Raw genomic sequence first — 25,608 nt, forward strand, 5'->3', positions numbered from 1 at the left:
TATCCGCGCGACTTACAGGGAGTCGATGTAGGCGACCAGGTCGCCCACGGTGGTAAGGCCCTCGGGCTCGCCGAAGTCGACCTCGCAGGCCTCCTCCAGGTCGCAGATGAGCTCCACCATGTCCAGCGAGTCGATGCCGAGGGACTCGAAGGTCGCCTCGGGGGTGACGGTGGCGGGGTCGATGTCGAGGTTGCTCTCGAGAACGCCGGCGATAGTGTCGATAGTGGCCATGAACTAATCCTCCTTTTGCGTGAGCAGACCGTAGCCGCCGTCCTCGCGGCGGTACAGGATGTGCACCATATTGGTGTCGCGATCAGTGTACGCGAAAAAGTCGTGGCCCAAAAGATCGATCTGGATGAGCGCCTCTTCTTCGGTCATGGGCGTGAACTCGGTCTCCTTGCGGCGCACGATCTCGTCGTCGGCCAGCTCGTCCATGAGGCGGTCCAGATCGAGCTCGCTCTCGGGATGGGCGTCCTCATGGGCGAAATCGACGATGCGCTCGGTGGCGCGGACCTTCTTGTCCAGCACGCGGGTCTTGTACTTGCGCAGCTGACGGGCAACCTTGGCGGCGGCCACGTCGATGGCGGCGTACATGTCCTCTTCGCTCTCCTCCACACGCACGATGTGGCCCTTGATGCGAACGGTGACCTCGCAGATGGCCGGCAGCGGGTTCGCCGGGTTCTTCTCGGTGTACAGGACAACTTCCGTGGAAACGGTGTCGGCATCCACGGCCTTAATGGCATTGCCGACCTTTTCCTCGGCATATTGACGAAGGGCGTCGGTGACGGGCATTTTGCGTCCGGACACGGTGATCGTCATGGTTCCACCTCTTTAATTCGTGGCCTACAGGGTCAGTCGGGGGCAGCGCGCGGGCCGCCATGCGGCGCCTCGGGCGCGACGGCCGTGCGAGCGCGCCTCCCTAACTGGAAAGAACAGCATAACGCACTTTCCCCCAGATTCGACGGGCAATTTGAGGCTGCAAGAAAACGATTGCCCGCCATTGAGTTTGCGTGGAGATTGCGACATCGAAGCTGCGGCGAGGCTTCCTTTTGGGGAAGGCTTCGCGGAAAAGAGTTACAATAATGCGGATATAGGGAACGATGGCGCCCGCCGCGGCGCCCGGAACACGAGAAGCCGAGGACGTACAGCATGGAACCCACTGCGAAGAATCCCGATCCGCACCACATCTTCATCGACGAGGTCCAGGGGCACCAGCGCCGCTGGCGCAAGGTCATCCAGTTCACGAGCTCGTCCACCAAGGCCGCGGGCATCATGCTCGCCGCGGCCATTGTGGCGCTCATCATCGCGAACTCGCCGGCCTTCGAGCCCTTCGAGGAGTTCTGGCATACCCACGTGATGGTGGGCGTGGGCGGCTTCATCGGCGAGATGTCGCTGGCGCACATCATCAACGACATCTTCATGGCCGTGTTCTTCCTGCTCGTGGGCTTAGAGATCAAGTACGAGATGACCGTCGGCGAGCTGACGAACATCCGCCAGGCGGCGCTGCCCATCATCGCCGCGGCCGGCGGCGTGCTCGCGCCCATCGTCATCTACTCCATCTTCAACGCCGCCAACCCCGAGACCTCGCACGGCTGGGGCGTGCCCACGGCCACCGACATCGCGTTCGCCCTCGGCATCATGGCGCTGCTCGGAAACCGCGTGCCCAACGGGGTGCGCGTGTTCCTCTCCACGCTCGCCGTGGCCGACGACATCATCGCCATCCTCGTCATCGCCATCTTCTACGGCCAGAGCCCCTCGCTCGCATGGCTCGCGGTGGCGGCGGTCATCCTCGTGGTGCTCGTGCTCTTGAACCGCGCCCATGTGTACTCGCTCGCGCCCTACCTGCTCATCGGCTGCCTTCTGTGGTTCGCGGTGTTCATGTCGGGCGTGCACTCCACCATCGCCGGCGTGCTCCTGGCCTTCACCATTCCCACCGGCTCCCGGGTCGATCTGCAGAAGTTCATGACCTGGTCGGGCGATAGGGTCCGCGAGGCCCGCGACGCCTACGTGGAAACGGAGCCCGTGGTGTTGCAGAAGGGCTACATGTCCACGGTCTCGCGCCTGTCGCGGGTGGCCCGCGAGGTGGTGCCCCCGGCCACGCGCCTGGAGCACATGCTGTACCCCTGGGTCTACTTCGCGGTGCTGCCGCTGTTCGCGCTCACCAACGCCGACGTGAGCTTCCTCGGCGGCGATGTGCTCGCCATGGTGTCGAGCCCGGTGTTCTTCGGCGTGTTCTTCGGCCTGCTTCTGGGCAAGCCCATCGGCATCATGCTCTTCAGCTTCCTCACGGTGAAGTTCAAGATCGCGAAGTTGCCGGACCACGTGAACTGGATCCACATGCTCGGCGCCGGCATCCTCGGCGGCGTGGGATTCACTATGGCCATTTTCGTGGCGAACCTGGCCTTCCCGGATGCGACGCTCATTGCCGATGCGAAGATCGGCATCCTTTCGGCTTCGCTTCTGGCCGGCGTGATCGGGTTCGTGTTCCTGTTCATGCAGGCGAAAGCCGCCGAGCGCCAGGGCATCTCGTACGTGTCGGCCTCGCTTGACGAGGTGGTGCGCCAGACCGCGGGCGAGGAGGCCGCCGACATAGCCGACGACGTGGTGCTCGGCAGCGGCGACGAGGAGCTCGTGGACGATGTGCGCGAGGTGCTGGAGGCCGAGGGCGGCGTGGCGGAGTTCGTGGTGCACGAGCTGCGCGACGAGGCCGAGGCCGCCGAGGCCGACGACGTCACGGGCATGCGTCCGTAGGGCATTGCTGCGATTGAGAGCCACACGATGCTCGAGCCTCCCCGCTATTTGAAAGATCTGCGACTCAGCCGCTTGCTCATGTTTTCCGAGCGCAAGTACCAGCGCTTTCTCGCTCCCGTTCTCCGGGAGCACGGCGTTGGTGCGAGCGACTATCCCATTTTGCTGGGGTTGTTCCACGCGAAGAACGCCGGTGTGGAGGCGATGAGCCAAACGGAGATCGCCGTGCACAATATCCAGGACAACGCCCTCGTGACCCGGGCGGTCAGGTCCCTTACCCAGAAAGGGCTCCTCACAAGGGCGGTCGACCCCTCTAATCGGTCGCGCCACCTGGTGTCCCTCACCGAGAAGGGGTACGAGGTGGCGCGCTCCATCGACGCGTCCATTCGCGAATGGGAAGACGGTCTGTGGGATGTTTTCGGCGACGAGGAGCCAGTTGCCCGGAGGTTGTTCGCGAAGCTGGCCGAGAGCTATCTGGCGAGCAGGAAGTAGCTAACCGCGCTTTACGATGAACCCCCAGCCCTCCAGCTGATTGAGCTGTTGGGCCGTCGCCTCGTCGGTGTAGCTCGCCGTGGTGCGCTCGTCGAAGATGAGCGGCAGCTCGGGGAAGAAGTTGTAGACGATGATCGCGTTGTGGAGCACGCGGCAGGTGGTCGAAACGCCCGCGAATTCGATGCTCTCGATTGTGATCCCCTGATGCTGAAGGGCCTTGAGCACCATCGGCAAGTCGCGCGAGCCGTAGGTTCCCTTCTTCACGAGAATGGCGTTCTCCGGAGTGAGCAGATCCCGCACGCTGCCATAGAGCTCCCACCCATCGGTGCCGGGAATGCAGTGCGGCGGGTTGAACGTGCCCTCCCTGGTTTCCAGGTAATGGTCGCTGGGGTGGGTGTCCATGGTGTAGATGACGATGTCGCCGTTGTCCCGGTAGCGCCGGATGACCTCGCAGAGGGCCTCCTCGATGGCCATTGCCGGCTCCACCGTGCCGAATGCACCGCCGTCTACAAAATCGACCTGGTAGTCGATGACGATGAGCACCCGCTTCGCGTTCGCGACGGCATCGCTCTCCTCGACCACCGAGGGGGTCGCATAGGGTGGAATAAGCGAGCGGCCCTGACGGGCGGGGGCCTGCGAGGCATCGGCGCTCCCCCCATCGCCGAAGGCCTGCGCTCCCCTCCAGGCCTCAAGTCCCAAAGCGCCGCCGACCGCCAGGGCGCCGACGAAGGATCTCCGGGAGAAAAGCCCCTCGGACAGGGCGTTGAGCGATTGGTAGAACGTATCCATAAAGGTCTCCTTAGGGAAAAGAGCGTCTCGGCCTGCGGTGCGCTCCGTAGGGCTAGCAGCCGTAGGTGAGCTTCGGAACCACGATGTCGCGTCCCTGGGCGAGCCAGCCGTTCATGCCGCCGTCGAGCACGGAGATGCGTTCGGCGGGGTAGCCGATCTCCAGAAGGGCGGCGAAGGCGCGGGCGGACTCCTCGTTGTCGGTGCCGGCGATGAGGAGAGCCGGTGCGTCGGCGAACTCGCGCTCTCGGATGCCCAGCTGATTCACGGGGATGTTGAGGCATTCCCACGGGAACTGCATGGCGGCATAGGTCGCTGGGGTGCGCACGTCGACGGCTGTCCCATCGCCGCGGGCGACCGCTTCCTCGAATTCGTCGGCGGAGAGCAGGTTTGATGCGGGGACGGGCTCCTCGCTTCCGAAGGCGTAGGGGTCGAGGCCCTCGGGAGCGCTGTCTTCGGGAGTCGGCTCGCTGTTTTGGGGGGCGCCGGCCTCCTCCTGCTCATTCGGCGCCGATTCCGCCGCCTCCGGTTCGGACGCGGCGGGACTTCCGCATCCGAGCAACGTTGCCGGAAGCGCCAGCAGGCACGCCGCCAACAGAGAGGCGACGGCAAGGGAGTGAAGCGTAATAGAGGGCGATGACGGTCTTTTCATGGGAATCCAATCACTTTCGGCGCGGTGTGCGCTTTAGGGGGCGGGGTAGAGAAGGTCGAAATCTATAGGGGGCATATCGAGTCGCCACAGGTAGTACTCGGGGTGGTCGGCATCGGCGTAGGAGACGATCTGCATCAAATGGGGCCCTTCGTAGTCCCACTGGCCGCCCACGTTGTAGAGGAGCGACTCGTCCCAGCCCAGGTGCACGAGGAGCGCCTTCGCCATGGCCGCATAGCCGCCGCCTCCGCACATGAGGAAGATCGGCTTGTCTTTGGGGAAGAGTTCCTCGAGGATCTGGAGGGACTGCGTGTAGTTTGCTCTCGCGTCTGCCACGGCAAGCTCGCCATCCCAGGCGATGTCAAAGAGGCAGCTGCCCTCGTAGGCCCCGGCGACAGGGAGGTCTGCCAGAGTGCCGAGATAGGGGAAGGGCACGACCGTGAAGCCCTCCAGGGCCATGGAGAGCTTGGAGCTCCCCCCGATGGACTCGTAGTCGGCCGGATCGTCGAACAGCCTCAAGTCGCGGTAGGCGATGTCGTCACGGAGGAGGTAGTCGTCGATGGTGCTCATATTGATGTTGGCATCCACGCCGAAGGGGCTGTTGACATCGGGCTGGGCCGGTGGCAGCGAACCGGCCTGGGCGATGTCCGATTCCTCCGAGGGCGGCTTCGTCGGTGCCTGCGGATCGCCGCTTTCGGTCGAGCATGCCGCGAGCGTCATGATACCGCCGCTTACCGCCAGCGTGGCGCCGACGAGGAAGGTGCGCCGGCTCGGCGCGACCATGCTTGCACGGGATGGACAAAAGATGCGGTGTTCCATGGCGTGCGCCTCCTACTCCCCTTCGCGGGCCATCTCTTCGAAGAATTCCCCCATCGCCATGAGGAAGCCCCTGAAGAACTCCGTTTGGGCATAGGGCAGCGCCGCGTCGCAATAGCGGGGCGCCCAGCAGGCGAGGTGGCCGTGCATGAGGCGGTCTGCCAGCGTCTCGGCCCGCTCGCGATCTCCCGCGGCCGCCGCCGTGCGGGCCTGGCGGTAAAGATAGGCGGCAAGCGCAAGCTCGTTGCCGAGGTAGTCCACGCGCTCGTGATTGGATTCAGAGGGGGCGACGGCGGCCTCCCGCATAAGGCGGTTCATGTCGCTCATGGTTCCTTCGCCCTTGCTGCGGTAGAACTCCTCGTAGGGGGGCCTCACCCCCGTCTCCGACACGCCACGAAAGAGCGCCGTTCTGTCCACGGCGAGTTTCTGCTGCATCGTCTCGAGATGCTCGGCAGCGCCCGCATCATCGAGAAACCTCCTCAGGTGCGCGATGGCCGGCGAATCGTCGTTTTCCATGGCGAACAACTCGGGAATTGCCGCCGCCGCGTTTCGCACGAAGGCGCTCCCCGGAACGGGAATGGGATTGTTGAGCACGTGGGCCATCCACTGGCAGAGCACCTCGCTCGCGTCGACCCCCTCGCCTGTGGCGCGATCGGCGCCCCGTTCTTCTCCCCTCATTGATTCCTCCTTCATCAGTGCCGGAAGAAAACTTCCTCCAAAGTGTTGACAAATCAAAACTTTGTCGTCATTGTAACAGTTGACTTATCAATTGTTAAGTCAATAGTTCAAATGAATCACCACAAAGGAGGAGGATTCAATGAGAAGAGGAGAGAAGAAGGGGTTGCGCACGTCGATCGTGAACCCGGGGCTCACGCGCCGCTCGTTCATCGCGGGCAGCAGCGCCGCTTTGGCTGCTTTCGGGTTGGGCGCTTGCACGCCCACCGAGATGGCCGACACGGGTGAGGAGAGCTTCACCGAGGTGGAGGACGCCGTGTACGACATCGGAGAGGAGGGGGAGTGGAAGCCCGCCTATTGCGTGGCCTGCCATAACCCCATTTGCGGAACCCAGGTGCTGGTGAAGGACGGCATCGTCACCAACATCAAGGGCGATCCCGCCTCGCCCACCAATCAGGGTATGATCTGCGCCCGTGGCCTGTCGGTCATCTCGGGCCTGTACTCTCCGTATCGCGTCAAGGTGCCGATGAAGCGCACTAATCCCGAGAAGGAGCTCGACAACGATCCGGATTGGGTGGAGATCTCCTGGGACGAGGCGCTGGACACGTGCACTGCGAAGCTGAAGGAATGCCTCGATACCGATCCGCGCACGCTCATGACCATGACGGGTTTCGGTAACGAGGACAGCTTCAAGCGTCTCATTTTCGAAGGGGCTTTTGGCACGCCGAACGCGAACTCCACGTCGGGCCCGCTGTGCGCCGACCATTTCGGCCCTATGGCCACCAAGGGATCCAAGGTGGATCGCTGCGACATGGAGCGCTGCGAATATCTGCTGCTCATGGGCCGTTCGGTGGGCGACGAGTGGGGCCTGGCCCATCAGAACACCAAGGAGTACGTAGAGGCCTACAACCGCGGCATGAAGATCGTCACGGTGAACCCGCGCAAGACGAATTCGGCTCAGACGGGCGAATGGGTGCCGATCGCTCCCGGCACGGACGTGGCGTTCTGCTACGCGCTCGTGAACGCCATGCTGTACGAGATCGAGCAGTACGACGAGCACTTCCTGAAGGTGCGCACGAACGCCCCCTATCTCATTGAGGACGTTGTGGAGGATATGAACGGCACCCCCTGCTGCTTCAGCGATTACGAGCGTGATGCTGCCAGCGGGAAGCCGCTCGTCTGGGACGAGTCTACCGGCCAGGCCGTCACCTTCGACACGGCCGTCGGCGACACCTACGCGCTATTCGGAACGTACGAGGTGAACGGCAAGCAGGTGAAGACGGCGCTGCAGCTCATCAAGGACTATGTGAAGGACATGACGCCCGAGTGGGCCGAGAAGTACACCACGATTCCCGCCGACACCATTCGTCGCATCGCCAACGAGCTCGTGGAGCATGCGCATATCGGCGAGACAATCGAGATCGACGGCGAGACCTTCCCGTTCCGTCCGGTGTGCGCCCTGGCTCCGGGTCGCGGGTCGAACTCGAACCCGCTGAACGTGGAGCTGTTCAAGGCTATCGAAGTTGTGAACGAGCTGTTGGGCTGCATCGATGTCCCCGGCGGCTCGCTGTGCATCGAGGCCCCGGACATCCATGCCATCACGACGGATGATGACGGTATGCTCTGTCCTCCCACTTCGGATATGTTCTATAACCAGACCATGGGCAAAGAGCAGCTCGAGTTCCCGCCGACGAGCTACCATTTGGATTGCTTCTACCCGCACGAGCTCCACGTGCAGCAGCTTGTGTGGCGCGCTATCCTCGATCCCGAGAGCTACTACCTCGATTACACGCCGAAGGTCATGTTCACGCTTGGCGGCGGCAATCCGTTCCGCAGCAACTCCCGGCCTCAGACCGTGATCGACGCGTACAAGTCCATTCCGTTCCACTTCACCATCTCACTGTGGTTCGATGAGAATACCCAGTTCGCTGACATCGTGCTCCCCGAGCATCACGCTCTCGAGCGGTCGGCTCTGTGGAACGCCACCTGGATCACCAACAAGGGCACTTCGGACTACGCCCGCGGCCTGCGCATCATCGAGGCCCGCAAGCCCGTGGTGGACCCGGTGTACGATACGCGCCAGCAGGAGGATCTGCTCATCGAGTTCGCGAAGCGTTTGGGTATCCTGCCGGCCATGATCGGCATCGCCAACAATGCCTACCAGGGCCGCTTCCAGCCCAACAGCGCTCCCGGCCTGGGAGACTACGCCTTCGATCCGGCCGAGTTCATGGCCGACCCCGCCAAGATCCCCACCTATGCCGACATTATCGAGGCCAAGCTCAACAAGGAGTTCGACGGTGCCGGCTGGGATGCGGTGAAGGACTGCTCCGTGGTCGGATACAAGCTGCCCACCATCGCGGAGAGCTACCTGTGGCACTGGCATCCGGAGAACGCCTACCGAATCCCGGTGTACTTCCGCATGAACGCGCGCAGCGCGAAGATGATCGAGGAGCTGTGCACCAGCAACAACATCGAGTTCCCCCACGCCGACCTCAAGGACGTCATGCGGCAGTACTCCGGCGCCCCGCTGTTCTACGAGTTCGACAGCATGCTTCCCACGGACGAGTACCCGCTGAAGGTGGTGCAGTACAAGACCCACTTCCAGGTGGCCGACTCCACCGGTCTTTCCTACAACCCATGGCTGCAGGACGTCGTCGACAATTACGATCCGCACCTGAAGCACATCGGCCTCGCGCCCTCCGTTGCCGCTGATTTGGGCTTGGAAGAGGGGGACGAGGTGGTTGTGGAATCCTGCTTCGGAGGCACTGCCGAGGGAATCGTGCATCTTACCGAAATGGTTCATCCGCGCACTCTGGCCATTTCGGGCAAGTGGGGCGCGCGGGGCAGCAACCTGTTCCCGGGGGCTTACGACGGCCCGCACTACAACTCGCTGATCAACGACGACGAGCGCGATATTGGCTTCATGATGGGCAACCTGCACAATTCGCCGATCGTCAAGGTCTACAAGGCCTAGAGGGGAGAAAGTCATGCAATACGGAATGGTGATTGACCTGAGCCGCTGCGTCGGCTGCAATTCCTGCACCCTTGCGTGCAAAGTGTCAAACGGGACCCCTCCTGCTATGTTCTTCTCCCATGTAGACATCGAGGAGCAGGGAACCTACCCGGACGCCATGAACATTTACACGCCACGCTGTGCATGCACTGCACCGAGGCTCCCTGTGTCGAGAACTGCCCGACCGGGGCGTCCTATCGCGATGAGAACGGCATCGTGCGCATAAGCCATGCCGACTGCATCGGCTGCCAGGCCTGCGTGAACGCCTGTCCTTACGGAGCCCGCACGCATCTCTCTGAGGACATTGCCGGGTATTATCCCGAGTTCGGCCTCACCGAGCAGGAGGAGGTCATGTACGGTCGCTTCGAGACGAACAAGGTGTACAAATGCGACTTCTGCCGGTCGAAGGGCCTAGTCGATTCCGAGCAGGGACCGGCCTGCGTGCAGTCCTGCCCGGGCAAGGCGCGCATCTTCGGCGATTTGGATGATCCGAATTCCGAGGTGTCCCAGCTGATTGCCTCGGGTGAGTACACCCAGCTGGGGGAGGAGTTCGGCACGAGTCCGAACGTGTACTACCTGGCTCGATAGGATTCTTCACGCAGACGCCTTCGCCTTGCGATTTGGAGAAGGCCATGGGCACCGACGTCCTCGCATCACGCCCGCTGCTCCCGAAGCAGCGGGCGTTTCTTTTTGCCTTGATTGACATTTATACCCCCAGGGGGTATAAAGTCAGTAAACGGAAATCGACGAGCGAAGGAGCATGCGTGGAAGAGAAGGACGAGAACCGGGATGAAGCCGCGTTGGCGCGCACCGCGCGGGAGTGCCCGTGTCGCCACAAGGCGACGCCGCGGTCCGAGGCGCTGCAGGCCGATGTGCAGAAGCGGCTCAACCGGGCCATCGGGCAGCTCAATGGCGTGAAGGCCATGGTGGAGGACAACCGCTACTGCGGGGATGTGCTCACCCAGCTGGCGGCGGCCGAGTCGGCCGTGCGCCGGGTGTCCGAGATGCTCCTGGCCGAGCATATGCGCACCTGCGTGGTGGATGAGGTGCGCGCGGGCAACGACGAGGTGATCGACGAAGTGATGGCGCTCATGCGGCGCTTCTCGAAGTAGGAGGCATTCATGGAAACTCAGCGTTTGGCCGTGGCCGTCATGCACTGCGAGAAGTGTGTGGCGAACGTGACGCGGCACTACGAGGAGCTGCCGGGCGTGGCGGCCGTGACGGTGGATCTGGCCGGCCAGAGCGCCGCGGTGGCCTACGACCCGGCCCAGGTGGGCGTGGACGACCTTTTGCATGCGCTCGACGACACCAACTTCAAGGTAGCCGTTATGCCCGAGACAAGCCCGCATCCCTTTGCGGCCGAGATTGCCGCCGACGCGGCCGAGAAGGCGGCGAAGAAGGCGGCGGAGGCTGCTGAGCCGAAAACAGGGGAGCAGGAGGGAACGGGCGCAGAGGCGCGTGAAGTGGCCGCCGTGCCCGCCGGTGCCGCTGGCGGCATCGACGAGCCCGCGGAGGCCGCTATCCGCCTGGCCATCGAGGGCATGCACTGCGCGAACTGCGCCGCCTCCATCGAGAGCCACTACCGCAAGACGCCCGGCGTGATCGATGTGGCGGTGAACCTGGCCAACAACACCGGGCGCGTAGTGTTCGACCCGGCCCAGGCCAGCGTGGACGACATGCTCACCGTGTTCGACAACCTCGCCTTCACCGCCGAGCTCATTCCCGAGGACGCGCCGCTTGTGGACGAGAAGCGCCGCGCCCGCGAGGCGGCCCGCGCCAAGCGCGACCGCAAGGTGTTCGGCCTGGCGGCTGTGCTCACGGTGGTCATCGTGGCCATCGGCATGATTCCCGGCTGGCACATGGGTGTGGGAGGCGCGCTCGCAGGGCTCTTCGCGCCCGATCCCACCCACGTGCAGGCCATGTTCGCGGCGAACATTCTGCTGCTGGCGCTCACGATTCCCGTGCAGTTCGGCTGCGGCGCGCGCTTCTATAAGGGCGCGTGGGGCTCGCTCAAGGGCGGTTCGGCGAACATGGACGTGCTCGTCGCGCTCGGCACCTCCATCGCGTTCCTCTTCTCGCTGTGGATTACGTTTTTGCCCGTTGCCACAGGCGATTGGTCGAGCCATGAGGCCCTCGCCATCAACGATGGCATGCCCTACTTCGAGACCTGCGCCATGCTCATCACCTTCGTGCTTCTGGGGAAGATGCTGGAAAGCCGCGCGAAGGGCGCCACGAATGCGGCCATCGAGTCGCTCATGAACCTGACCCCGCCCACGGCCCGCGTGCTGCGCGGCGGCGAGGAGCGCGAAGTGCCGCTGGCTCAGGTGGTGGGGGGCGATACGGTGCTCGTGCGCCCTGGCGAGAAGATGCCCGTGGACGGCGTGGTGACCGAGGGCTCCACCGAGGTGGACGAGTCCATGCTCACGGGTGAGACGCTGCCGGTGGTGAAGGCCGCGGGCGATGCCGTCACAGGCGGCACCCAGAACACCACGGGTTCGGTGACGGTGCGCGCCCTGCGCGTGGGTGCCGACTCCACCCTCGCCCGCATCGTGCGCGCGGTGGAAGACGCCCAGGGCACCAAGGCGCCCATCCAGCGCATCGCCGACCGCATCGCCGCGGTGTTCGTGCCGGCCATTCTGATCATCGCGCTGGTGGTGTTCTGCGTGTGGTTCTTCGTGGTGCCCGCCGGCCCCGACGGGCGTCTCGTGCAGGCGCTCATGCCGGCCATCGCCGTCATCTGCGTGGCCTGCCCCTGCACGCTCGGCCTGGCGACACCCACGGCGCTCACCGTCGGCATGGGCAAAGGCGCCCAGCTCGGCGTGCTCATCAAGGACGGCACGGTGCTGGAGACCATGGGGGGTCTCACCGCTGCGGTGTTCGACAAGACGGGCACGCTTACGGTGGGCGAGCCGGTGGTCGTGGCCTGCGACGTGCCCGAAGAGGCTCTGCGTTTGGCCGCCGCGCTGGAGGCGAAGAGCGAGCACCCCCTGGCTCGCGCCGTGGTGGCCTATGCGAATGTGGCCGAGCTGCCGGCCGTGGAATCCTTCGAGGCCGTGGTGGGCGAGGGCGTGCGCGGTGTGGTGGAGGGCCATGAGGTGTTCGTCGGCGCGAGCGGGGCGCAAGATGGGGAAGGGGCCGGCTCAGTGGTGTCCATCGACGGTGCGCCGGTGGGTCGCATCCAGTTCCGTGACGAGCCGAAGCCCGATGCGGCCCGCACTCTGCGCGAGCTGCGCGAAGGCTACGGCGTGACCTCCTACATGGTCACCGGCGATGCGGCGCCCACGGCCCGCGCTATCGCCGAGGAAGTAGGCATTACGCCCGACCACGTGTTCGCCGGCGTGAAGCCCCTTGAGAAGGCCGATTGCGTGCGCGCCGTGAAGGGCGCCGCCGCTGTGGTCGAGCTGGAGGTCGCTGTGGATGCCGCCGCTGAAGGCGAGCCTGCGGACGCACCGAAGAGGCCTGCGGTGGTGGCCTTCGTGGGCGACGGCATCAACGATGCCCCGGCGCTCGCTGCCGCCGATATCGGCGTGGCCATGGCCTCGGGCACCGATGTGGCGCTCGACGCCGGCTCGGTGGTGCTCATGCGCAACCGGCTTTCCGACCTCGTCGTGGCCCTGCGCCTGTCGAAGGCCACCATGCGCAAGATCAAGCAGAACCTGTTCTGGGCGCTCATCTACAACTGCATCATGATCCCGCTCGCCGCCGTGGGCATCTTAGCCCCGGCCCTCGCCGGCGCCGCCATGGCCCTCTCCAGCGTGTCAGTAGTGAGCAACTCCCTGCTCCTGAAGCGTTTCAAGTAGAAGGGTTGCTCTTGCGCTATACTGAGCCAATCGGAAATGAGCGCCGTGGGGCGCGCGAATGGCTATAGAAGGGCGTTGCATGGAAACTGCTGCGATTATCCTGGCGGCGGGGGCGGGCACCCGCATGAAGTCGAAGAAGCCGAAGGTGGTCCACGAGGTGCTGGGCCGGCCGCTCGTGCGCTGGGTGGTGGAAGCTGCGAAGTCCGCCGGCGCCGACAAGGTGGTCACGGTGGTGGGGCATCAGCGCGAGCAGGTGATTCCGCTAGTCGAAGGTGATACGGACGTGGCGGTGCAGACCGCCCAGCGCGGCACGGCCGACGCGGTGCTGGCCGCAAAGGAAGCGCTCGCCGACTTCGACGGCGCCGTGATGGTGCTCTCCGGCGATTCGCCGCTCATCCGCCCCGAGACCATCCGCGAGATGTGCGCCCTGCGCGAGGAGCACGACGCCGCCGTGGTGGTGCTCACCATGGAACTCGAGAACCCCTTCGGCTACGGCCGCATCGTGCGCGACGGGGCCGGCGAGGTGGCCCGCATCGTCGAGCAGAAGGACGCTTCTCCCGAAGAAGCCGCCATCACCGAGTGCAACTCGGGCTTTTACTGCTTCGATGCCGCCGCGCTCTTCGAGGCGCTCGCCCAGGTGGACGCGAACAACGCCCAGGGCGAGTTCTACCTCACCGACGTGCTGGCCATCAGCCGCGCGGCGGGGCGCCCCGTGCTCGCCTACAAGACCGACGACGCCGAGCAGTGCCTGGGCGTGAATTCCCGCGGGCAGCTCGCCGAGGCCAGCCGTGTCATGCAGCGCCGCATCAACGACGCGCACATGGCCGCTGGCGTGACCATGTGGGACCCGACCACGGTCTACATCGGGCCCGAGGTGAAAATCGCCCCCGACGTGGAGCTACTGCCCAACGTCATCCTCATGGGCGCCACCACCATCGGCGAGGACAGCGTGGTGGGCCCCAACTGCCGCCTGACCGACACGCGCATCGGCGCGGGCTGCGTCATCGACGAGACGGTGGCCGTCGAGGCCCAGATAGACGACGGCGCCACCACCGGCCCGCGCGCCTACCTGCGTCCGGCCGCGCACCTGTGCGAGGGGGCCAAGGCCGGCACCCACGTGGAGATCAAGAAGTCCACTGTCGGCCGCGGCAGCAAGGTGCCGCACCTGTCCTACATCGGTGACACCACCATCGGCGAGGGCGTGAACATCGGCGCCGGTTCCATCACCTGCAACTACGACGGCGTGAACAAGCACGCCACCGTCATCGAGGACGGCGCCTTCGTCGGGAGCGACACCATGATGGTGGCCCCGGTGACCATCGGCGCCGGTGCGCTTGTGGGCGCCGGTTCCACCATCACCAAGGACGTGGCCCCCGGCGCGCTCGCCCTCGGCCGCGCCAAGCAGTCCGAGATCGCCGGCTGGGTGGCGGCGCACCCCATCGAGAAGAAGAAATAGCGCAAAGCCCGTCGCGGCCCCCTTCGAGGGGCCGGGCCCGTACTACAATACCCATCAGCCGTTAACCTGTCTTAGAAGGGACGCACCCCATGACCGAGATGACCAAGCGCATGGCCCTGTTCTCCGGCTCGGTGAACCCCGAGCTTGCCGAGGAGATCGCGAAGAACCTCAACGTGAACCTCGGCAACATCAAGCACGAGAAGTTCGCCAACGGCGAGATCTACGCCCGCTACCAGGAGTCTATCCGCGGCGCCGACGTGTTCCTCATCCAGTCGGTGTGCGCGAGCGAGGGCTTCGACGTGAACGATGCGCTCATGGAGCTGCTCATCATGGTGGACGCCGCCAAGCGCGCGAGCGCCCGTTCCATCTCGGCGGTCATCGCCCACTACGGCTACGCCCGCCAGGACCGCAAGGCCGCCCCGCGCGAGCCCATCACGGCCAAGCTTGTGGCCGACCTGCTCACCGTGGCCGGCGTGAGCAACATCATCACGGTCGATCTGCACCAGGACGCCATCCAGGGCTTCTTCGACATTCCCGTGAACCACATGACGGCCATGCCCATCTTCGTGGACTACTTCCGCAACAAGGGCCTCGACCCCGAGCGGCTCTGCGTGGTGTCGCCCGACGTGGGCCGCGCGAAGGCCGCGAAGAAGTTCTCCACGGCGCTGGACTGCGATCTGGCCATCATGCACAAGGACCGTCCGAAGCACAACCAAGCCGAGATCACGGCGCTCATCGGAGACGTGACCGACAAGGTGTGCATCTTGAACGACGACATGATCGACACGGGCGGGTCGCTCGTGGCCGCGGCGGCCACGCTGAAGGCCAAGGGCGCCGCCGAGGTGTACGCCTGCGCCACCCACGGCCTGTTCTCGGGCCCGGCCTACGAGCGCCTGGAGAACTCGTGCATCGAGGAAGTGGTGGTGACCAACGCCGTGCCCGTGCCGCTGGCGCGCCAGACCGGCAAGATCAAGGTGCTCTCCATCGCCCCGCTGTTCGCCCAGACCATTGGCGCCGTGTACAGCAACGGCTCTATCGGGAAGCTGTTCGAATAGTTTCGGGCTTGCCCGCTAGCTCGAATCTGCGTTGCCTTGCATGAAGTTCGGAAAAGAGTAGTAACGTGTATTTAATCGTTGGCCTGGGGAATCCGGGTGCGGAATATGAGCATACGCGGCACAACGCCGGGTTCGACACCGTGGACGCGCTGGCCGAGGAGATGGGCTGCCGTTATTGGAAGACCGAGGGCGGGGCGCTCACGGCCAAGGGAAAGTGGCGCGGGGAAGAGGTGGTGCTCGCCAAGCCCCAGAGCTACATGAACACCTCGGGCGGCCCGGTGAAGACGCTCATGAAGGCCTATGGAGTGGCACCTGACCACCTCATCGTCATCCACGACGAGCTGGATATCGACCCGGGCACCATCCGCGTGAAGTTCGGCGGCGGCCATGCCGGCCACAACGGCTTGCGCTCCATCTGCGACAAGCTGGGCACCCGCGACTGGTATCGGGTGCGCATCGGCATCGGACGGCCTCCGGGACGCAAGCCCGTGGTCGACTGGGTGCTCTCGCAGCCCCGCAAGGACGACGCCGAGGCCTTCGAACATGCGGTGTCCGAGGGTGCCGCGGCCGTTACCTTCCTCATTGACAACGGTTTGGAGAAGACCCAGCAGCGCTTCAACTAGCCGAAGCGCTATAATAGCGAAGGGGCGCACGCGCGTCCCTCCGTTCGTTTTGTAGCCACGTGCCTCTTCTGCCGGCGCCCGAGCGAAATCTCGAACGCTACGAGGAAGTCATTAGAGGTACGGAGGTTTTCTATGCATCTTTCCGAGAAGGGGCACACCTATGCCCTGTTCGCCATTGTCGTCATCACCTGCGCCTTGGGGTCGCTCACGCAAACGGTGATGAACTCCATGCTCACCGAGGTCTGCGCTGACTTTTCCATCGATGCGGCAGTGGGGCAGTGGGTGACCACCATCTATATGCTCGTCATGGGCATCACGGTGCCGGTAGTCGTGTTTCTGGCGAAGCGCTTCTCGCTGAAGCGCCTGGTATTCGTGGCCCTCGGCTTCTACCTGGCCGGCTCGGTAGCAGGGTTTTTCGCTCCCGTCTTCGGAGTGCTCTTGCTGGCCCGCGTGCTGCAGGCCATCGCCACCGGCATCACGCTGCCGCTTGTGCAGACGGTGGCCATGACGCGCTTCCCGCGGGAGCGCACGGGCACGGCCATGGGCATCGGCGGCATCGCCATGGGGTTCGCGCCCAATATCGGCCCGCTCATCGGGGGTGCCCTGGCGAATACCACCGGATGGCGCAGCTTCTACATCATCCTCGTGGGGCTGCTGGCGGTGCTGTGGGCGGCCAACGCGCTGCTCGTGAAGAGCCACGGCGATCGTGAGTCCCAGGCGGTGTTCGACCTGCCGTCCTTCGTGCAGTCCACGCTGGGCTTCGGCGGTTTTCTGCTCGGCGTCTCGAATGCGGCCACGATGCCGCTCGCGTCGCCGTCGGTGTGGGTGCCCGCGCTGCTCGGCGTCGCGTTCATCGTGGTGTTCGTGCGGCGCCAGCGCATGATACCCAATCCGCTCATCTGCCTGGACATCTTCCGCTCGCGCCATTACCGCGCCGGCTTCGTGGCCCAGAACTGCCTGTTCGCGTCGTTCATGGGCATCACCCTTGTTCTGCCGCTGTTCATCCAGGGGCCCTGCGGCATGACGGCGCTCGACGCGGGCATCGCGTTCATTCCGGCCACTGTCATCGCGCTGTTTGTGAACCCGCTGGCCGGCGTGCTCGTGGACAAGGTGGGCGCCCGCGCCGTGTGCATCACCTCGGCGGCCTTCCTCACGGTGGGCGCCGCCTCGTTCATGTTCGTGGGCGCCGGCACGCCGCTGTGGGTGCTCACGCTGCTGCAGGGCGTGCGCGCCGTGGGCGTGAGCGGGCTCGTGGGGCCGCTCAACTCCTACGGGCTGGCGGGGCTCGACCGCGGCATCGTCATGGATGGCAGCGCGTTTTTCGCCACGGTGCGCCAGGCATGCGCCTCCCTCGGCACTGCGCTCATGATGCTCATCATCTCCGTGGCCGGGCTTGCCTTCGCCGCAGCCGATCCGGGCGATGCCGGAGCCACGGCCGCTGCGCTGCCCTACCAGCTCGCCTTCGCGCTTTCCACGCTGTTCGCGGCGGTGGTGCTCGTCACGGCCATTTGGAAGATACGCTAGCGGGGTTGCGCAGAAGCGCTGGTTTTCGGGGGGAGGGGGAAGCGCAAACCTCCGAAGGGCGCGCGGTAGCGACGGCTCGCTGGTGCGGCAATGGCCTCGCTGCGGCTGCTCGTGCCGCCCGATAGCCGCAGGGCCGGCCCCGACGTGGTGCTGGACGTGAGCGAGTCGACGCGCCGCGAGCCGGCCGAGGGGCTGCCGCTGTTCGGATCCGACCGTCTGGCGCGGGTGCACGCCGCAAGATGGCTTGAAAAACACGGTTTTGGAACGGGGAGTCCTTTTCGGCGGTGAAATGGCTTGGAATTCACGTTTTTGTTACCGAATCCCTCGAAAAAGTTAGATTATCTTAACCGTGAACTGGTCTTTTCCCGTCGCAATAAGTGGAAGATTCCTCAAGAACGGTACCCGCGGTAACAAAACCGTGAATTCCAAGCCAAATTTCGCGTTTTGCGTTTCGCAGCTTCTCGCCTTCGCGATGGGGAGAGCGCCATCGTTTATAATTCTCGATCGATTCATGCACAAGATTGGACGGGCGCAAAAATGGCATTTCTCCTCGGTTGCGAAAAGGTGCGGGTGGAATTCCCCACGAAAACGGTGTTCACCGAGTTGTCTCTCGGGGTAGACGAGGGGGCCCGTATCGGCATCGTGGGCAAGAACGGCGATGGGAAGTCCACGCTTCTGCGGGTGCTGGCGGGAGATGTGGAGGTGGACGACGGCCGCGTCATCCGCACGCGCGGCGTATCGGTGGGCGTGCTCGGGCAGACCGACAGCCTGCGCGACGAGGATACCGTGGAGCGCGCCGTGGTGGGGGATCGCCCCGAGTACGAATGGGCCGGCGATGCGCGCACGCGCTCCATCATCGCGGGGCTTCTGGACGACGTGGCTTGGGACGGCCTCGTGGGCACGCTCTCGGGCGGCCAGCGCCGCCGGGTTGATCTGGCGCGCCTGCTCATCGGCGATTGGGACGTGCTCATGTTGGACGAGCCTACCAACCATCTGGACGTGAAGGCCATCGCATGGCTCGCCGACCACCTGAAGACCCGCTGGCGCCCCGGTGCCGGCGCGCTTCTCGTGGTGACCCACGACCGCTGGTTCCTCGACGAGGTGTGCGAGGCCATGTGGGAGGTGCACGGTCAGCGGGTGTGGCCCTTCGAGGGCGGGTTTTCGGCCTACATCATGCAGCGCGTGGAGCGCGACCGCTTGGCGGCGCTCGCCGAGCAGAAGCGGCAGAACGCCCTGCGCCGCGAGCTGGCATGGCTCTCGCGCGGCGCACGGGCCCGGGCCACCAAGCCCAAGTTCCATGTGGCTGCGGCTCAGGCGCTCATTGCCGACGTGCCGCCCCTGCGCGACGAGCTGGAACTCAAGCGCATGGCCATGGCGCGTCTCGGCAAGACGGTGGTGGAGCTGCAGGACGCCTCGCTGCGGTTCGGCGATCATGTCATCTTAGACGACGTGGACTGGATCATCGGGCCGGGCGACCGCTACGGCATCGTGGGCGCCAACGGCATCGGCAAGACCACGCTGCTGCGCATCATCCAGGGCCTCCAGCCGCTCGATCGGGGACGGGTGAAGATCGGCCAGACCGTGCGCTTCGCGGTGCTCTCCCAGCATTTGGACGAGCTTACGAAGCTGGGAAGCGACCGGGTGCGCCAGGTCATCAGCCGTTACTCGCGCCGCACCATGCTCGACGGCAAGGAGATGACCCCGGGTCAGCTGCTGGAGCGCCTGGGCTTCACGAAGGACGACCAAAACGAGCCGGTGTGCGACCTGTCGGGCGGTCAGAAGCGGCGGCTCGCGCTCATGCTCATCCTGCTCGACGAGCCCAACGTGCTCATCTTGGACGAGCCCGGCAACGATCTGGACACCGACATGCTGGCCGCCGTGGAGAGCCTGCTCGACGGCTGGCCGGGCACGCTTCTGCTCGTCACCCACGACCGCTACCTCATGGAGCGCGTGACCGACCATCAGTTCGCCCTCGTGAACGGGAAAGTGCGCCATCTGCCCGGCGGCGTGGACGAGTACCTGCGCCTGACGGAGGAGTCCGAGCGGGAAGCGGCTGCTGCGGCGCCTGGGAAGGCGGCGCCGTCTGCGAGGGAGGTGTCCGGCGAGGCGACCCCCGAGCAACCCGCGGAGCGCACGGTCTCTACGCTCTCCGGCGGCGAGCAGCGCGAGCTGCGCAAGCTCATGGCCTCCAACGAGAAGAAGATCGGCACCCTGAAGGGCAAGATCGAGAAGAAGCAGCTGGAAATGGCCGAGGCCGACCAGTCAGATTACCTCGTGCTCACCGCCATGCAGGAGGAGATCGCCGACTTCCAAGACCAGATAGAGGCCCTGGAACTCGAATGGCTCGAAGCCGCCGAGAAGCTGGGGGAGTAGTGGCTCTCCGCCGCTGGGTAGCGGTTTTCCCGGCTACGTAAAAACTACGTACCTCGCTTGACGAGGTCATTTACGCAACGGCTACGCTTTCTCCGCTCCCGTGCTTATCTCATGATTTCCCCAGCGGCGCACTCTGAAACGTGCGAAGGCCTCAAGCTATAGGAGGGAATCATGGACATCATGCAATCGAGGCGAGCTTTTTTGAAGACCGCGACGGTGGCGCTCGGCGGCGCGGCGGTGGCCGGTTTGGCGGGATGCGCTCCCGCAGCGAACACCGCATCGAATGATACGGCCTCTTCTGTCGGCGATATCAGCTGGGACGAGGAGACCGATGTCATTGTCGTCGGCGGCGGCTTGGCTGGCCTTGCTGCGGCTGTGACGGTGGCCACGGAGGGCAATGGGGCCAAGTGCCTCCTGCTGGAAAAGAGCCCCCTTGAGACAGGTGGCGGCAACAGCGCTTTTGCTGCCGGCATGGTGCTTTGGACAAAGGATCCGGAGAACTTCGCCGAGTACGTGCGAGAGTTGCGCGGCGAGATGGACAATGTTCCCGACGATGTGGTCGACGCCTATGCCCAGGGTATTGCCGAGAATCTTGACTGGCTGCGCGGCTTGCCCGGCTTCAGCGAGGACGACGTCATCGTCTCCGAGTACTTCGAGCCGGGCACCGGTGAGAGCTGCTACCCCGAATACGGCGAGATGCCCCATGCGTATTCCCTTGGCCGTGTTCGGTTCAACCCGGAGAACGCCAACGGCAATACGCAGGTTACCCCCTTCATGAATAACGTGAAGAAGCAGTTCGCCGACGTTATCACCCACAAGACGACCGCGCCGGTGACGGCTTTGGTGCAGGATCCGGAGACCAAGGAAGTTCTTGGTGTGGTGTACACCGACGGCTCCTCGAGCAAGTACGCGAAGGCAACCAAGGGCGTTATCATGTGCTGCGGCGGCTTCGAGAACAATGCTCAGATGAAGGCCGATTATCTCAGCGGCCCGTGGGCGCGTCGCATTGCCGGGGAGTACAACGAGGGCGACGGCATCACCATGTGCGCCCGCGCAGGAGCCGATATGTGGCACATGAACAGCTGCGCTGGCTTCTGGACCTCCATGAGCCCCATCGACGGAGATGTCTGCCTGATGCGCACCCCGAAGGACCAGGGCATCACCGTCGCCATCAACGGTCAGCGCTTCTATATGGACTGGGATGGTGATGTCTGCGAGGATTGGGAATCGTATGACACGGGCGATCTGGCCTCCCATGTGGGGTCGCGCCACGGCCATATGCAGTTCGGCGGAGAATGGCCGCACCTTCCCATGCCGGCCAAGACGTGGTTCATTACCGATACCCCGGGATACACGTCGATCCTGGAGAATAAGATGATGGCCATCGATTTCGATCCCATGGACGGCTGGGGTTTCACGGCCGACACCATCGAGGAGCTGGCCGGCAAGATCGAGGTGCCTGCCGATGTCCTGGCGACCACGGTGTCCCAATGGAACGAGTGCGTCGCCAATGGCAACGACGTGTACTTCCATCGCCCTGCAAATAAAATGAAGGCGATCGAGGAAGGGCCTTTCTACGCCTTGTTCTGTGCGCCGACCATGCTCAACACAGATGGCGGCCCCCGTCGCAGCGCCAAGGGAGAGGTGCTTGATCTCGACGGAGAGCCGATACCTCATCTGTACAGCGCGGGCGAATTCGGATCTGTGTGGGCCAATATGTACCAGGGTGCGGGCAACTTGGGCGAGTGCCTCGCCTTCGGCCGCATCTCGGTGCGAAACTGCCTGGGAATCGCGTAGCCTTTCCTGCCCTCCCCCCCCTGTCCCCGGCGCATGTAAGCGCCGGGGGCTTTCGCATGCGCTGGCGAGGGTCGTCTAAGAGAGCGGGCCATGACGGGCGTGGTCGTGGTATGGTTGTTGCGAGATGCTTGGGAGGAGTTTCTTATGGCACGCAAGCGCAATGAGATGTCTTCCGCGATAGGGATATTCGTGGGGCTCAGTTTCCTCTGGCCGTACTACCAACGGGCCTTTTATCGGGTCACGCTCTTCTACCGCATGGGCGATGACGTTGTGGCCGCTTACGGGTTGTTTCTGATCGCTCTGCTTTTAGGGTGCATTGTGGCTGCAACGAGATACCGCGCGGTGGAGGGTGTCCTGCAGCGGCAGCCGGCGCTCCTGCTATCGGCCGCCGGGCTCTCCCTCGTCTCGGCGCTGTACTTGCGGGGATATGTGAGGGCCGAGGGACACCTCGGGGATATGCTCTCGTATTTGGCCGTTGTCGGATACGCTGTTTCCTTTGCGACGATTTCGGCTGGATGGGCTATAGCCCTCATGCGCTTCGTCTATACGCGGGGGCTTTTCCAGGGCGTGGCGATGCTGGGCTCCACGGCCATGGCCGCCAAGCTCATCTCTCCTACCTCTGCGGCCGTCGATAGCGTCTTCGGTCTTGTTCCGGTGATGGGGCTCGCATTGTCCGGCGGCGCTGTGTTTGCCGTCTCGCGGTGGGAGGCGGGAGGGCCGTCCATGCCCTATGAGAAAGTGGGGGAAGCGCCCTACTTGAGGGAATGGCTCATCCCCGTGGCCGCGTATGGTGTCTTCTCGGTGTCCCATGCCATCCGCTATGCCTTCGACATGACAAACGAGGTTTCCGTCGCGGGAGGGGAAATTGTCCCCGCCTCGCCCTCGTACTCGTTCACGCTCACCTTTCTCTTGTTTGCGGCGTTACTGTCGGGAGCTGCCCTGCATTCATCGCGCCGCGGTGTTCCGGGTGTGAATCGCCTTGCCTTCTGGATTGCCTCGCTCGGGGTTGCCATCGGTTTGCTCGCGGCGCCCATGCTCTCGCTTCTCGCAGCTGAGGATGATTCATTTGCGAGCATGGATGCTGGTACTGGTTGCATCACGCTTCTGGTCTGCGTGTGCGTCTTGCTGCTGACGTATCAGAATCGTCTCTCCCCCTTGCAGACATTCAGTCTTTTCTGGTGCCTGCCTATCGTTGTGGAGAAGATTATCGCCTATCTTGTCGCCCCCTTGGTGCTGGGCCTTGCTGGGGAGGCGGCTGCCTCGTGGGCGCGACCGGTAATCATGTTCTCTTTCGCAGCGACATTGGTCACGTTGCTCTTGTTCCTCATGCAGCTTTGCCGGGGAAATGCCCTGGGGCTGCTTTTTCCAGCGAGTTCCCCGACTGGCGGGGATGACGGACGCGACGGGAGGAGGGCCGCCTGTTCCGCCATCGGGGCGCGAAGCGATCTTTCCGATCGCGAGGTGGAGTTGCTGTACTACCTCTCGTACGGTTACAGCGCTAAGAAAACAGGCGAGACCCTCTTCATCTCAGAGAGAACCGTGCAGACCCATACGCAGAATATTTATCGAAAACTCGATGTGCATAGCAAACAGGCTATTATTGACCTCGTCGAGAAGGAGCGTGCGCTGAAGTGATTGCCACTTAGTCGGCGTGGCGCAAGACAAGACAGCGAAGAAGGGGAGTAGTGGCCGCGTATCAGACCATAGCCGAGGTTGCCGAGGCGGAGATCGTCGAGAAGAAGAGCCGGTTTATCGGGCGTATCGCGCCGGTGGCCGACGAGGATGAGGCGCTTGCCTTCATCGCCGAGGTGAAGGCGGCCCACCGCATGGCACGCCACAACGTGTACGCTTACGTGCTGCGCGGCGGCCGCATCCGCTACACCGACGACGGCGAGCCGGCTAAGACCGCGGGCATGCCCACCCTGGAAGCCATCCAGCACGCGGGCCTGGAAGACGTGGCCGTGGTGGTCACGCGGTACTTCGGCGGCATCCTGCTGGGCACGGGCGGCCTCGTGCGCGCCTACGCGCAGGCCACGAAGGCCGCCATCGACGCGGCGCGCATCGTGGTGGTGTCGCGCTGCGTGGATATCATCGTGGAGGTGTCCTACAGCCTGTACGAGCCCGCTTGCCGTCTGGCCGAGGACGCTGGCGCGCGGGTGCACGACACCGACTTCGCCGAGAACGTCCTCATCACCTTCCGCATGCTCGACGGCACCCAGGCCCCTTTCCTGGAGAAGCTCACCGAGCTCACCCGCGGCCAAAGCGAGATCATCGCCACCGACCCCTTCGACGCCGCGTTTTAAGCGCTCCGCGGCATGCGGCTCGTATTCTTCCAGGAGGCGGCCACGAGCGCGATGGCCACGACGAGCACGCACACATCGGCTGCCACGCAGGCGATCCACACGCCGTGGATGCCTGTGCCGGTGAGCGAGGGGATGAGCAGCACGGCGGGCACGAACAGAATGAGCGGCCGAGCCATGGTGAGCAGCGCCGCCTTGCCGCCGTCGCCGACCGATTGCAGGTAGGTGATGGCCATGATCATGATGCCGTACACCACGAACGGCGCGAAGAAGATGCGGAAGTCGCCCACGCCGAGGGCCACGATATTCGGATCGGTGATGAACAGTCCGAGCACCGCCTCGGGAGCCGCCATGGCGGGGATCCAGAAGATGAGGCAGAGTGCCGTGGCACTCCCGCAGAAGGTGAGCATGATGCACCGCACCCGGGCGAATGCGCCGGCGCCGAAGTTGGTGCCCACGGCCGGCTGCAAGCCGTTGCTCATGCCCCACAGCGGGATGAAGGCGAACGACTGCATGCGGATGGCCGCACCGAACAGGATCTGCCAATCGGGGCCGCCCCATTCCGCAGCTGCGCGGTAGATGACCGCCTGCTGCACGAGGGTGAGCACCTGCATGAGCAGAGCCGAGATGCCCACGCTCACCACGTCCTTCAGAATGGGCGCCGAGAGCGCCACGCGGTGGATGCGGGCCGTCTTCTCGCGGCGGACGAACCACCACAACATCACGGCCGCCTGGGCGAACTGGGAGAGCACCGTGGCGATTGCGGCGCCTTGCAGCCCCCAACCCGCATCGCGCAGGGCGCAGATGAACAGGGGAGAGAGAATCATGTTCAGCACGGCGCCGCCGCCCATGATAGCCATGGCGCGCACCATGATGCCCTCGCCGCGCATGACCATGTTCGAGCTCTGGGCGAAGTTCACGAACAGACTGCCTACGTACACGACCTGCAGGTAGGAGCAGGCCAGATCGAGCATAGCGCCCTCGGCCCCGGTGAGGGCGAGGAGGGGTCGAGCGAAAGCGATGACCGCGACGGTGGTGGCCACCGATACGATGAGGTTCATGGCGATGAGGTTGCCCATGATGCCGTCGATGGTCTTCTGGTCGCGGGCGCCGATGGCGCGGGAGAGCACTGAGGCGCTGCCCATGCCCATGAGCGATGCGAAGCCGGAGTTGATGAAGGTGAAGGGGTAGGCGATGGACACGGCGCCCATGGCGTCGGTGCCGATGAGCTGGCCGGCATAGATGGCGTCCACGAAGGTGTAGAGCCCGATGACCACCATGCCGACGATGGCGGGCAGGCTCAAGGACACCACGAGGCGGCTTGGCGATTCGGTGAGAATGCGGGCGCGGCGGTCTTCTTCGGCCATAAGGATTCCTCTCGGTCGGGGTGTCCGGGGGCGCGAGGGCGGCAGGGCGGCGTGGGGTATTCCCCGCGTGCCCTCGCTTCGGTTCGCGCGGCTGCGTGTCGGACGGGTCTGTTGTTCGACCGAGAAGGTACGCC

The 25,608-nt window shown here is 64.4% G+C and carries 22 protein-coding genes; 15 read left to right on the forward strand and 7 right to left on the reverse strand.

Features of this window, described 5'->3' with window-relative positions; genetic code table 11:
- Positions 1–12 precede the first annotated feature (12 nt).
- On the reverse strand, positions 13–231 hold the full coding sequence (locus tag Q5064_RS03595; RefSeq protein WP_302962350.1) for an acyl carrier protein: 219 nt from the start codon (positions 229–231) through the stop codon (positions 13–15).
- Positions 232–234: 3 nt separating this feature from the next.
- Positions 235–819 (reverse strand): ribosome-associated translation inhibitor RaiA, encoded by a 585-nt coding sequence (gene raiA / locus Q5064_RS03600; RefSeq protein WP_302962352.1) that lies wholly within the window; start codon positions 817–819, stop codon positions 235–237.
- A gap of 330 nt (positions 820–1,149) precedes the next feature.
- On the opposite strand from raiA, the gene nhaA reads away from it, so the two are divergent.
- Both nhaA and Q5064_RS03610 read left to right on the forward strand, forming a co-directional pair.
- Entirely contained in the window at positions 1,150–2,751 is a 1,602-nt protein-coding gene (gene nhaA, locus Q5064_RS03605; RefSeq protein ID WP_302962353.1) for a Na+/H+ antiporter NhaA, read from the forward strand.
- A gap of 78 nt (positions 2,752–2,829) precedes the next feature.
- Positions 2,830–3,240 (forward strand): MarR family winged helix-turn-helix transcriptional regulator, encoded by a 411-nt coding sequence (locus Q5064_RS03610; protein ID WP_302962355.1) that lies wholly within the window; start codon positions 2,830–2,832, stop codon positions 3,238–3,240.
- Here Q5064_RS03610 and Q5064_RS03615 read toward each other — a convergent pair whose 3' ends face one another.
- From Q5064_RS03615 to Q5064_RS03630, 4 genes are read right to left on the reverse strand one after another with little or no spacing between them, the layout of a single operon-like run.
- Positions 3,241–4,029: a cysteine hydrolase family protein gene (locus Q5064_RS03615; protein WP_302962356.1), complete on the reverse strand. Its 789-nt coding sequence runs from the start codon at positions 4,027–4,029 to the stop codon at positions 3,241–3,243. It lies immediately after the preceding gene.
- Between the two features lie 52 nt (positions 4,030–4,081).
- A complete protein-coding gene (locus tag Q5064_RS03620) occupies positions 4,082–4,678 on the reverse strand; it encodes a rhodanese-like domain-containing protein (RefSeq protein WP_302962357.1) in 597 nt (198 codons plus the stop codon).
- A gap of 33 nt (positions 4,679–4,711) precedes the next feature.
- On the reverse strand, positions 4,712–5,494 hold the full coding sequence (locus Q5064_RS03625; RefSeq protein ID WP_302962358.1) for a rhodanese-like domain-containing protein: 783 nt from the start codon (positions 5,492–5,494) through the stop codon (positions 4,712–4,714).
- Positions 5,495–5,506: 12 nt separating this feature from the next.
- Positions 5,507–6,169 carry a molecular chaperone gene (locus Q5064_RS03630; protein ID WP_302962360.1) on the reverse strand — a complete coding sequence of 221 codons (663 nt, stop codon included), beginning with the start codon at positions 6,167–6,169 and terminating at the stop codon, positions 5,507–5,509.
- Between the two features lie 139 nt (positions 6,170–6,308).
- On the opposite strand from Q5064_RS03630, the gene Q5064_RS03635 reads away from it, so the two are divergent.
- The 13 genes from Q5064_RS03635 to Q5064_RS03690 all read left to right on the forward strand — a co-directional run bounded on the left by Q5064_RS03635 (position 6,309) and on the right by Q5064_RS03690 (position 24,110).
- Positions 6,309–9,140: a molybdopterin-dependent oxidoreductase gene (locus Q5064_RS03635; RefSeq protein ID WP_302962362.1), complete on the forward strand. Its 2,832-nt coding sequence runs from the start codon at positions 6,309–6,311 to the stop codon at positions 9,138–9,140.
- Positions 9,141–9,165: 25 nt separating this feature from the next.
- Entirely contained in the window at positions 9,166–9,405 is a 240-nt protein-coding gene (locus Q5064_RS11355; RefSeq protein WP_368389092.1) for a 4Fe-4S binding protein, read from the forward strand.
- Entirely contained in the window at positions 9,324–9,767 is a 444-nt protein-coding gene (locus Q5064_RS03640) for a 4Fe-4S dicluster domain-containing protein (protein WP_302962363.1), read from the forward strand. Before Q5064_RS11355 ends, Q5064_RS03640 begins: the two co-directional genes overlap by 82 nt.
- A gap of 176 nt (positions 9,768–9,943) precedes the next feature.
- The gene (locus tag Q5064_RS03645) at positions 9,944–10,291 is read left to right on the forward strand and encodes a metal-sensing transcriptional repressor (RefSeq protein ID WP_302962365.1); all 348 of its coding nucleotides are present in this window, start codon (positions 9,944–9,946) and stop codon (positions 10,289–10,291) included.
- A 9-nt stretch (positions 10,292–10,300) separates the two neighbouring features.
- Complete coding sequence (locus Q5064_RS03650; protein WP_302962367.1) at positions 10,301–12,979, forward strand: heavy metal translocating P-type ATPase; 2,679 nt, start codon at positions 10,301–10,303, stop codon at positions 12,977–12,979.
- A 79-nt stretch (positions 12,980–13,058) separates the two neighbouring features.
- Complete coding sequence (glmU, locus tag Q5064_RS03655) at positions 13,059–14,435, forward strand: bifunctional UDP-N-acetylglucosamine diphosphorylase/glucosamine-1-phosphate N-acetyltransferase GlmU (RefSeq protein ID WP_302962369.1); 1,377 nt, start codon at positions 13,059–13,061, stop codon at positions 14,433–14,435.
- A gap of 89 nt (positions 14,436–14,524) precedes the next feature.
- Positions 14,525–15,490, forward strand: a complete 966-nt coding sequence (locus Q5064_RS03660; RefSeq protein WP_302962370.1) for a ribose-phosphate pyrophosphokinase — start codon at positions 14,525–14,527, stop codon at positions 15,488–15,490.
- A 65-nt stretch (positions 15,491–15,555) separates the two neighbouring features.
- A complete protein-coding gene (pth, locus tag Q5064_RS03665) occupies positions 15,556–16,113 on the forward strand; it encodes an aminoacyl-tRNA hydrolase (protein WP_302962372.1) in 558 nt (185 codons plus the stop codon).
- A gap of 132 nt (positions 16,114–16,245) precedes the next feature.
- A complete protein-coding gene (locus tag Q5064_RS03670) occupies positions 16,246–17,637 on the forward strand; it encodes an MFS transporter (RefSeq protein WP_302962374.1) in 1,392 nt (463 codons plus the stop codon).
- A gap of 537 nt (positions 17,638–18,174) precedes the next feature.
- On the forward strand, positions 18,175–20,010 hold the full coding sequence (locus Q5064_RS03675; protein ID WP_302962376.1) for an ABC-F family ATP-binding cassette domain-containing protein: 1,836 nt from the start codon (positions 18,175–18,177) through the stop codon (positions 20,008–20,010).
- 171 nt (positions 20,011–20,181) lie between these two features.
- The gene (locus Q5064_RS03680) at positions 20,182–21,807 is read left to right on the forward strand and encodes an FAD-dependent oxidoreductase (protein WP_302962377.1); all 1,626 of its coding nucleotides are present in this window, start codon (positions 20,182–20,184) and stop codon (positions 21,805–21,807) included.
- 144 nt (positions 21,808–21,951) lie between these two features.
- The gene (locus Q5064_RS03685; protein ID WP_302962378.1) at positions 21,952–23,442 is read left to right on the forward strand and encodes a helix-turn-helix domain-containing protein; all 1,491 of its coding nucleotides are present in this window, start codon (positions 21,952–21,954) and stop codon (positions 23,440–23,442) included.
- Positions 23,443–23,492: 50 nt separating this feature from the next.
- Entirely contained in the window at positions 23,493–24,110 is a 618-nt protein-coding gene (locus tag Q5064_RS03690) for a YigZ family protein (protein ID WP_302962379.1), read from the forward strand.
- Here the strand turns inward: Q5064_RS03690 and Q5064_RS03695 are convergent.
- Complete coding sequence (locus Q5064_RS03695; RefSeq protein WP_302962380.1) at positions 24,107–25,474, reverse strand: MATE family efflux transporter; 1,368 nt, start codon at positions 25,472–25,474, stop codon at positions 24,107–24,109. The two genes, Q5064_RS03690 and Q5064_RS03695, sit on opposite strands and share 4 nt — an antisense overlap.
- Positions 25,475–25,608: the final 134 nt, after the last annotated feature.

The sequence above is a fragment of the uncultured Adlercreutzia sp. genome (genome assembly GCF_958431955.1).
In the GTDB taxonomy this organism is placed as follows: Bacteria; Actinomycetota; Coriobacteriia; order Coriobacteriales; family Eggerthellaceae; genus Adlercreutzia.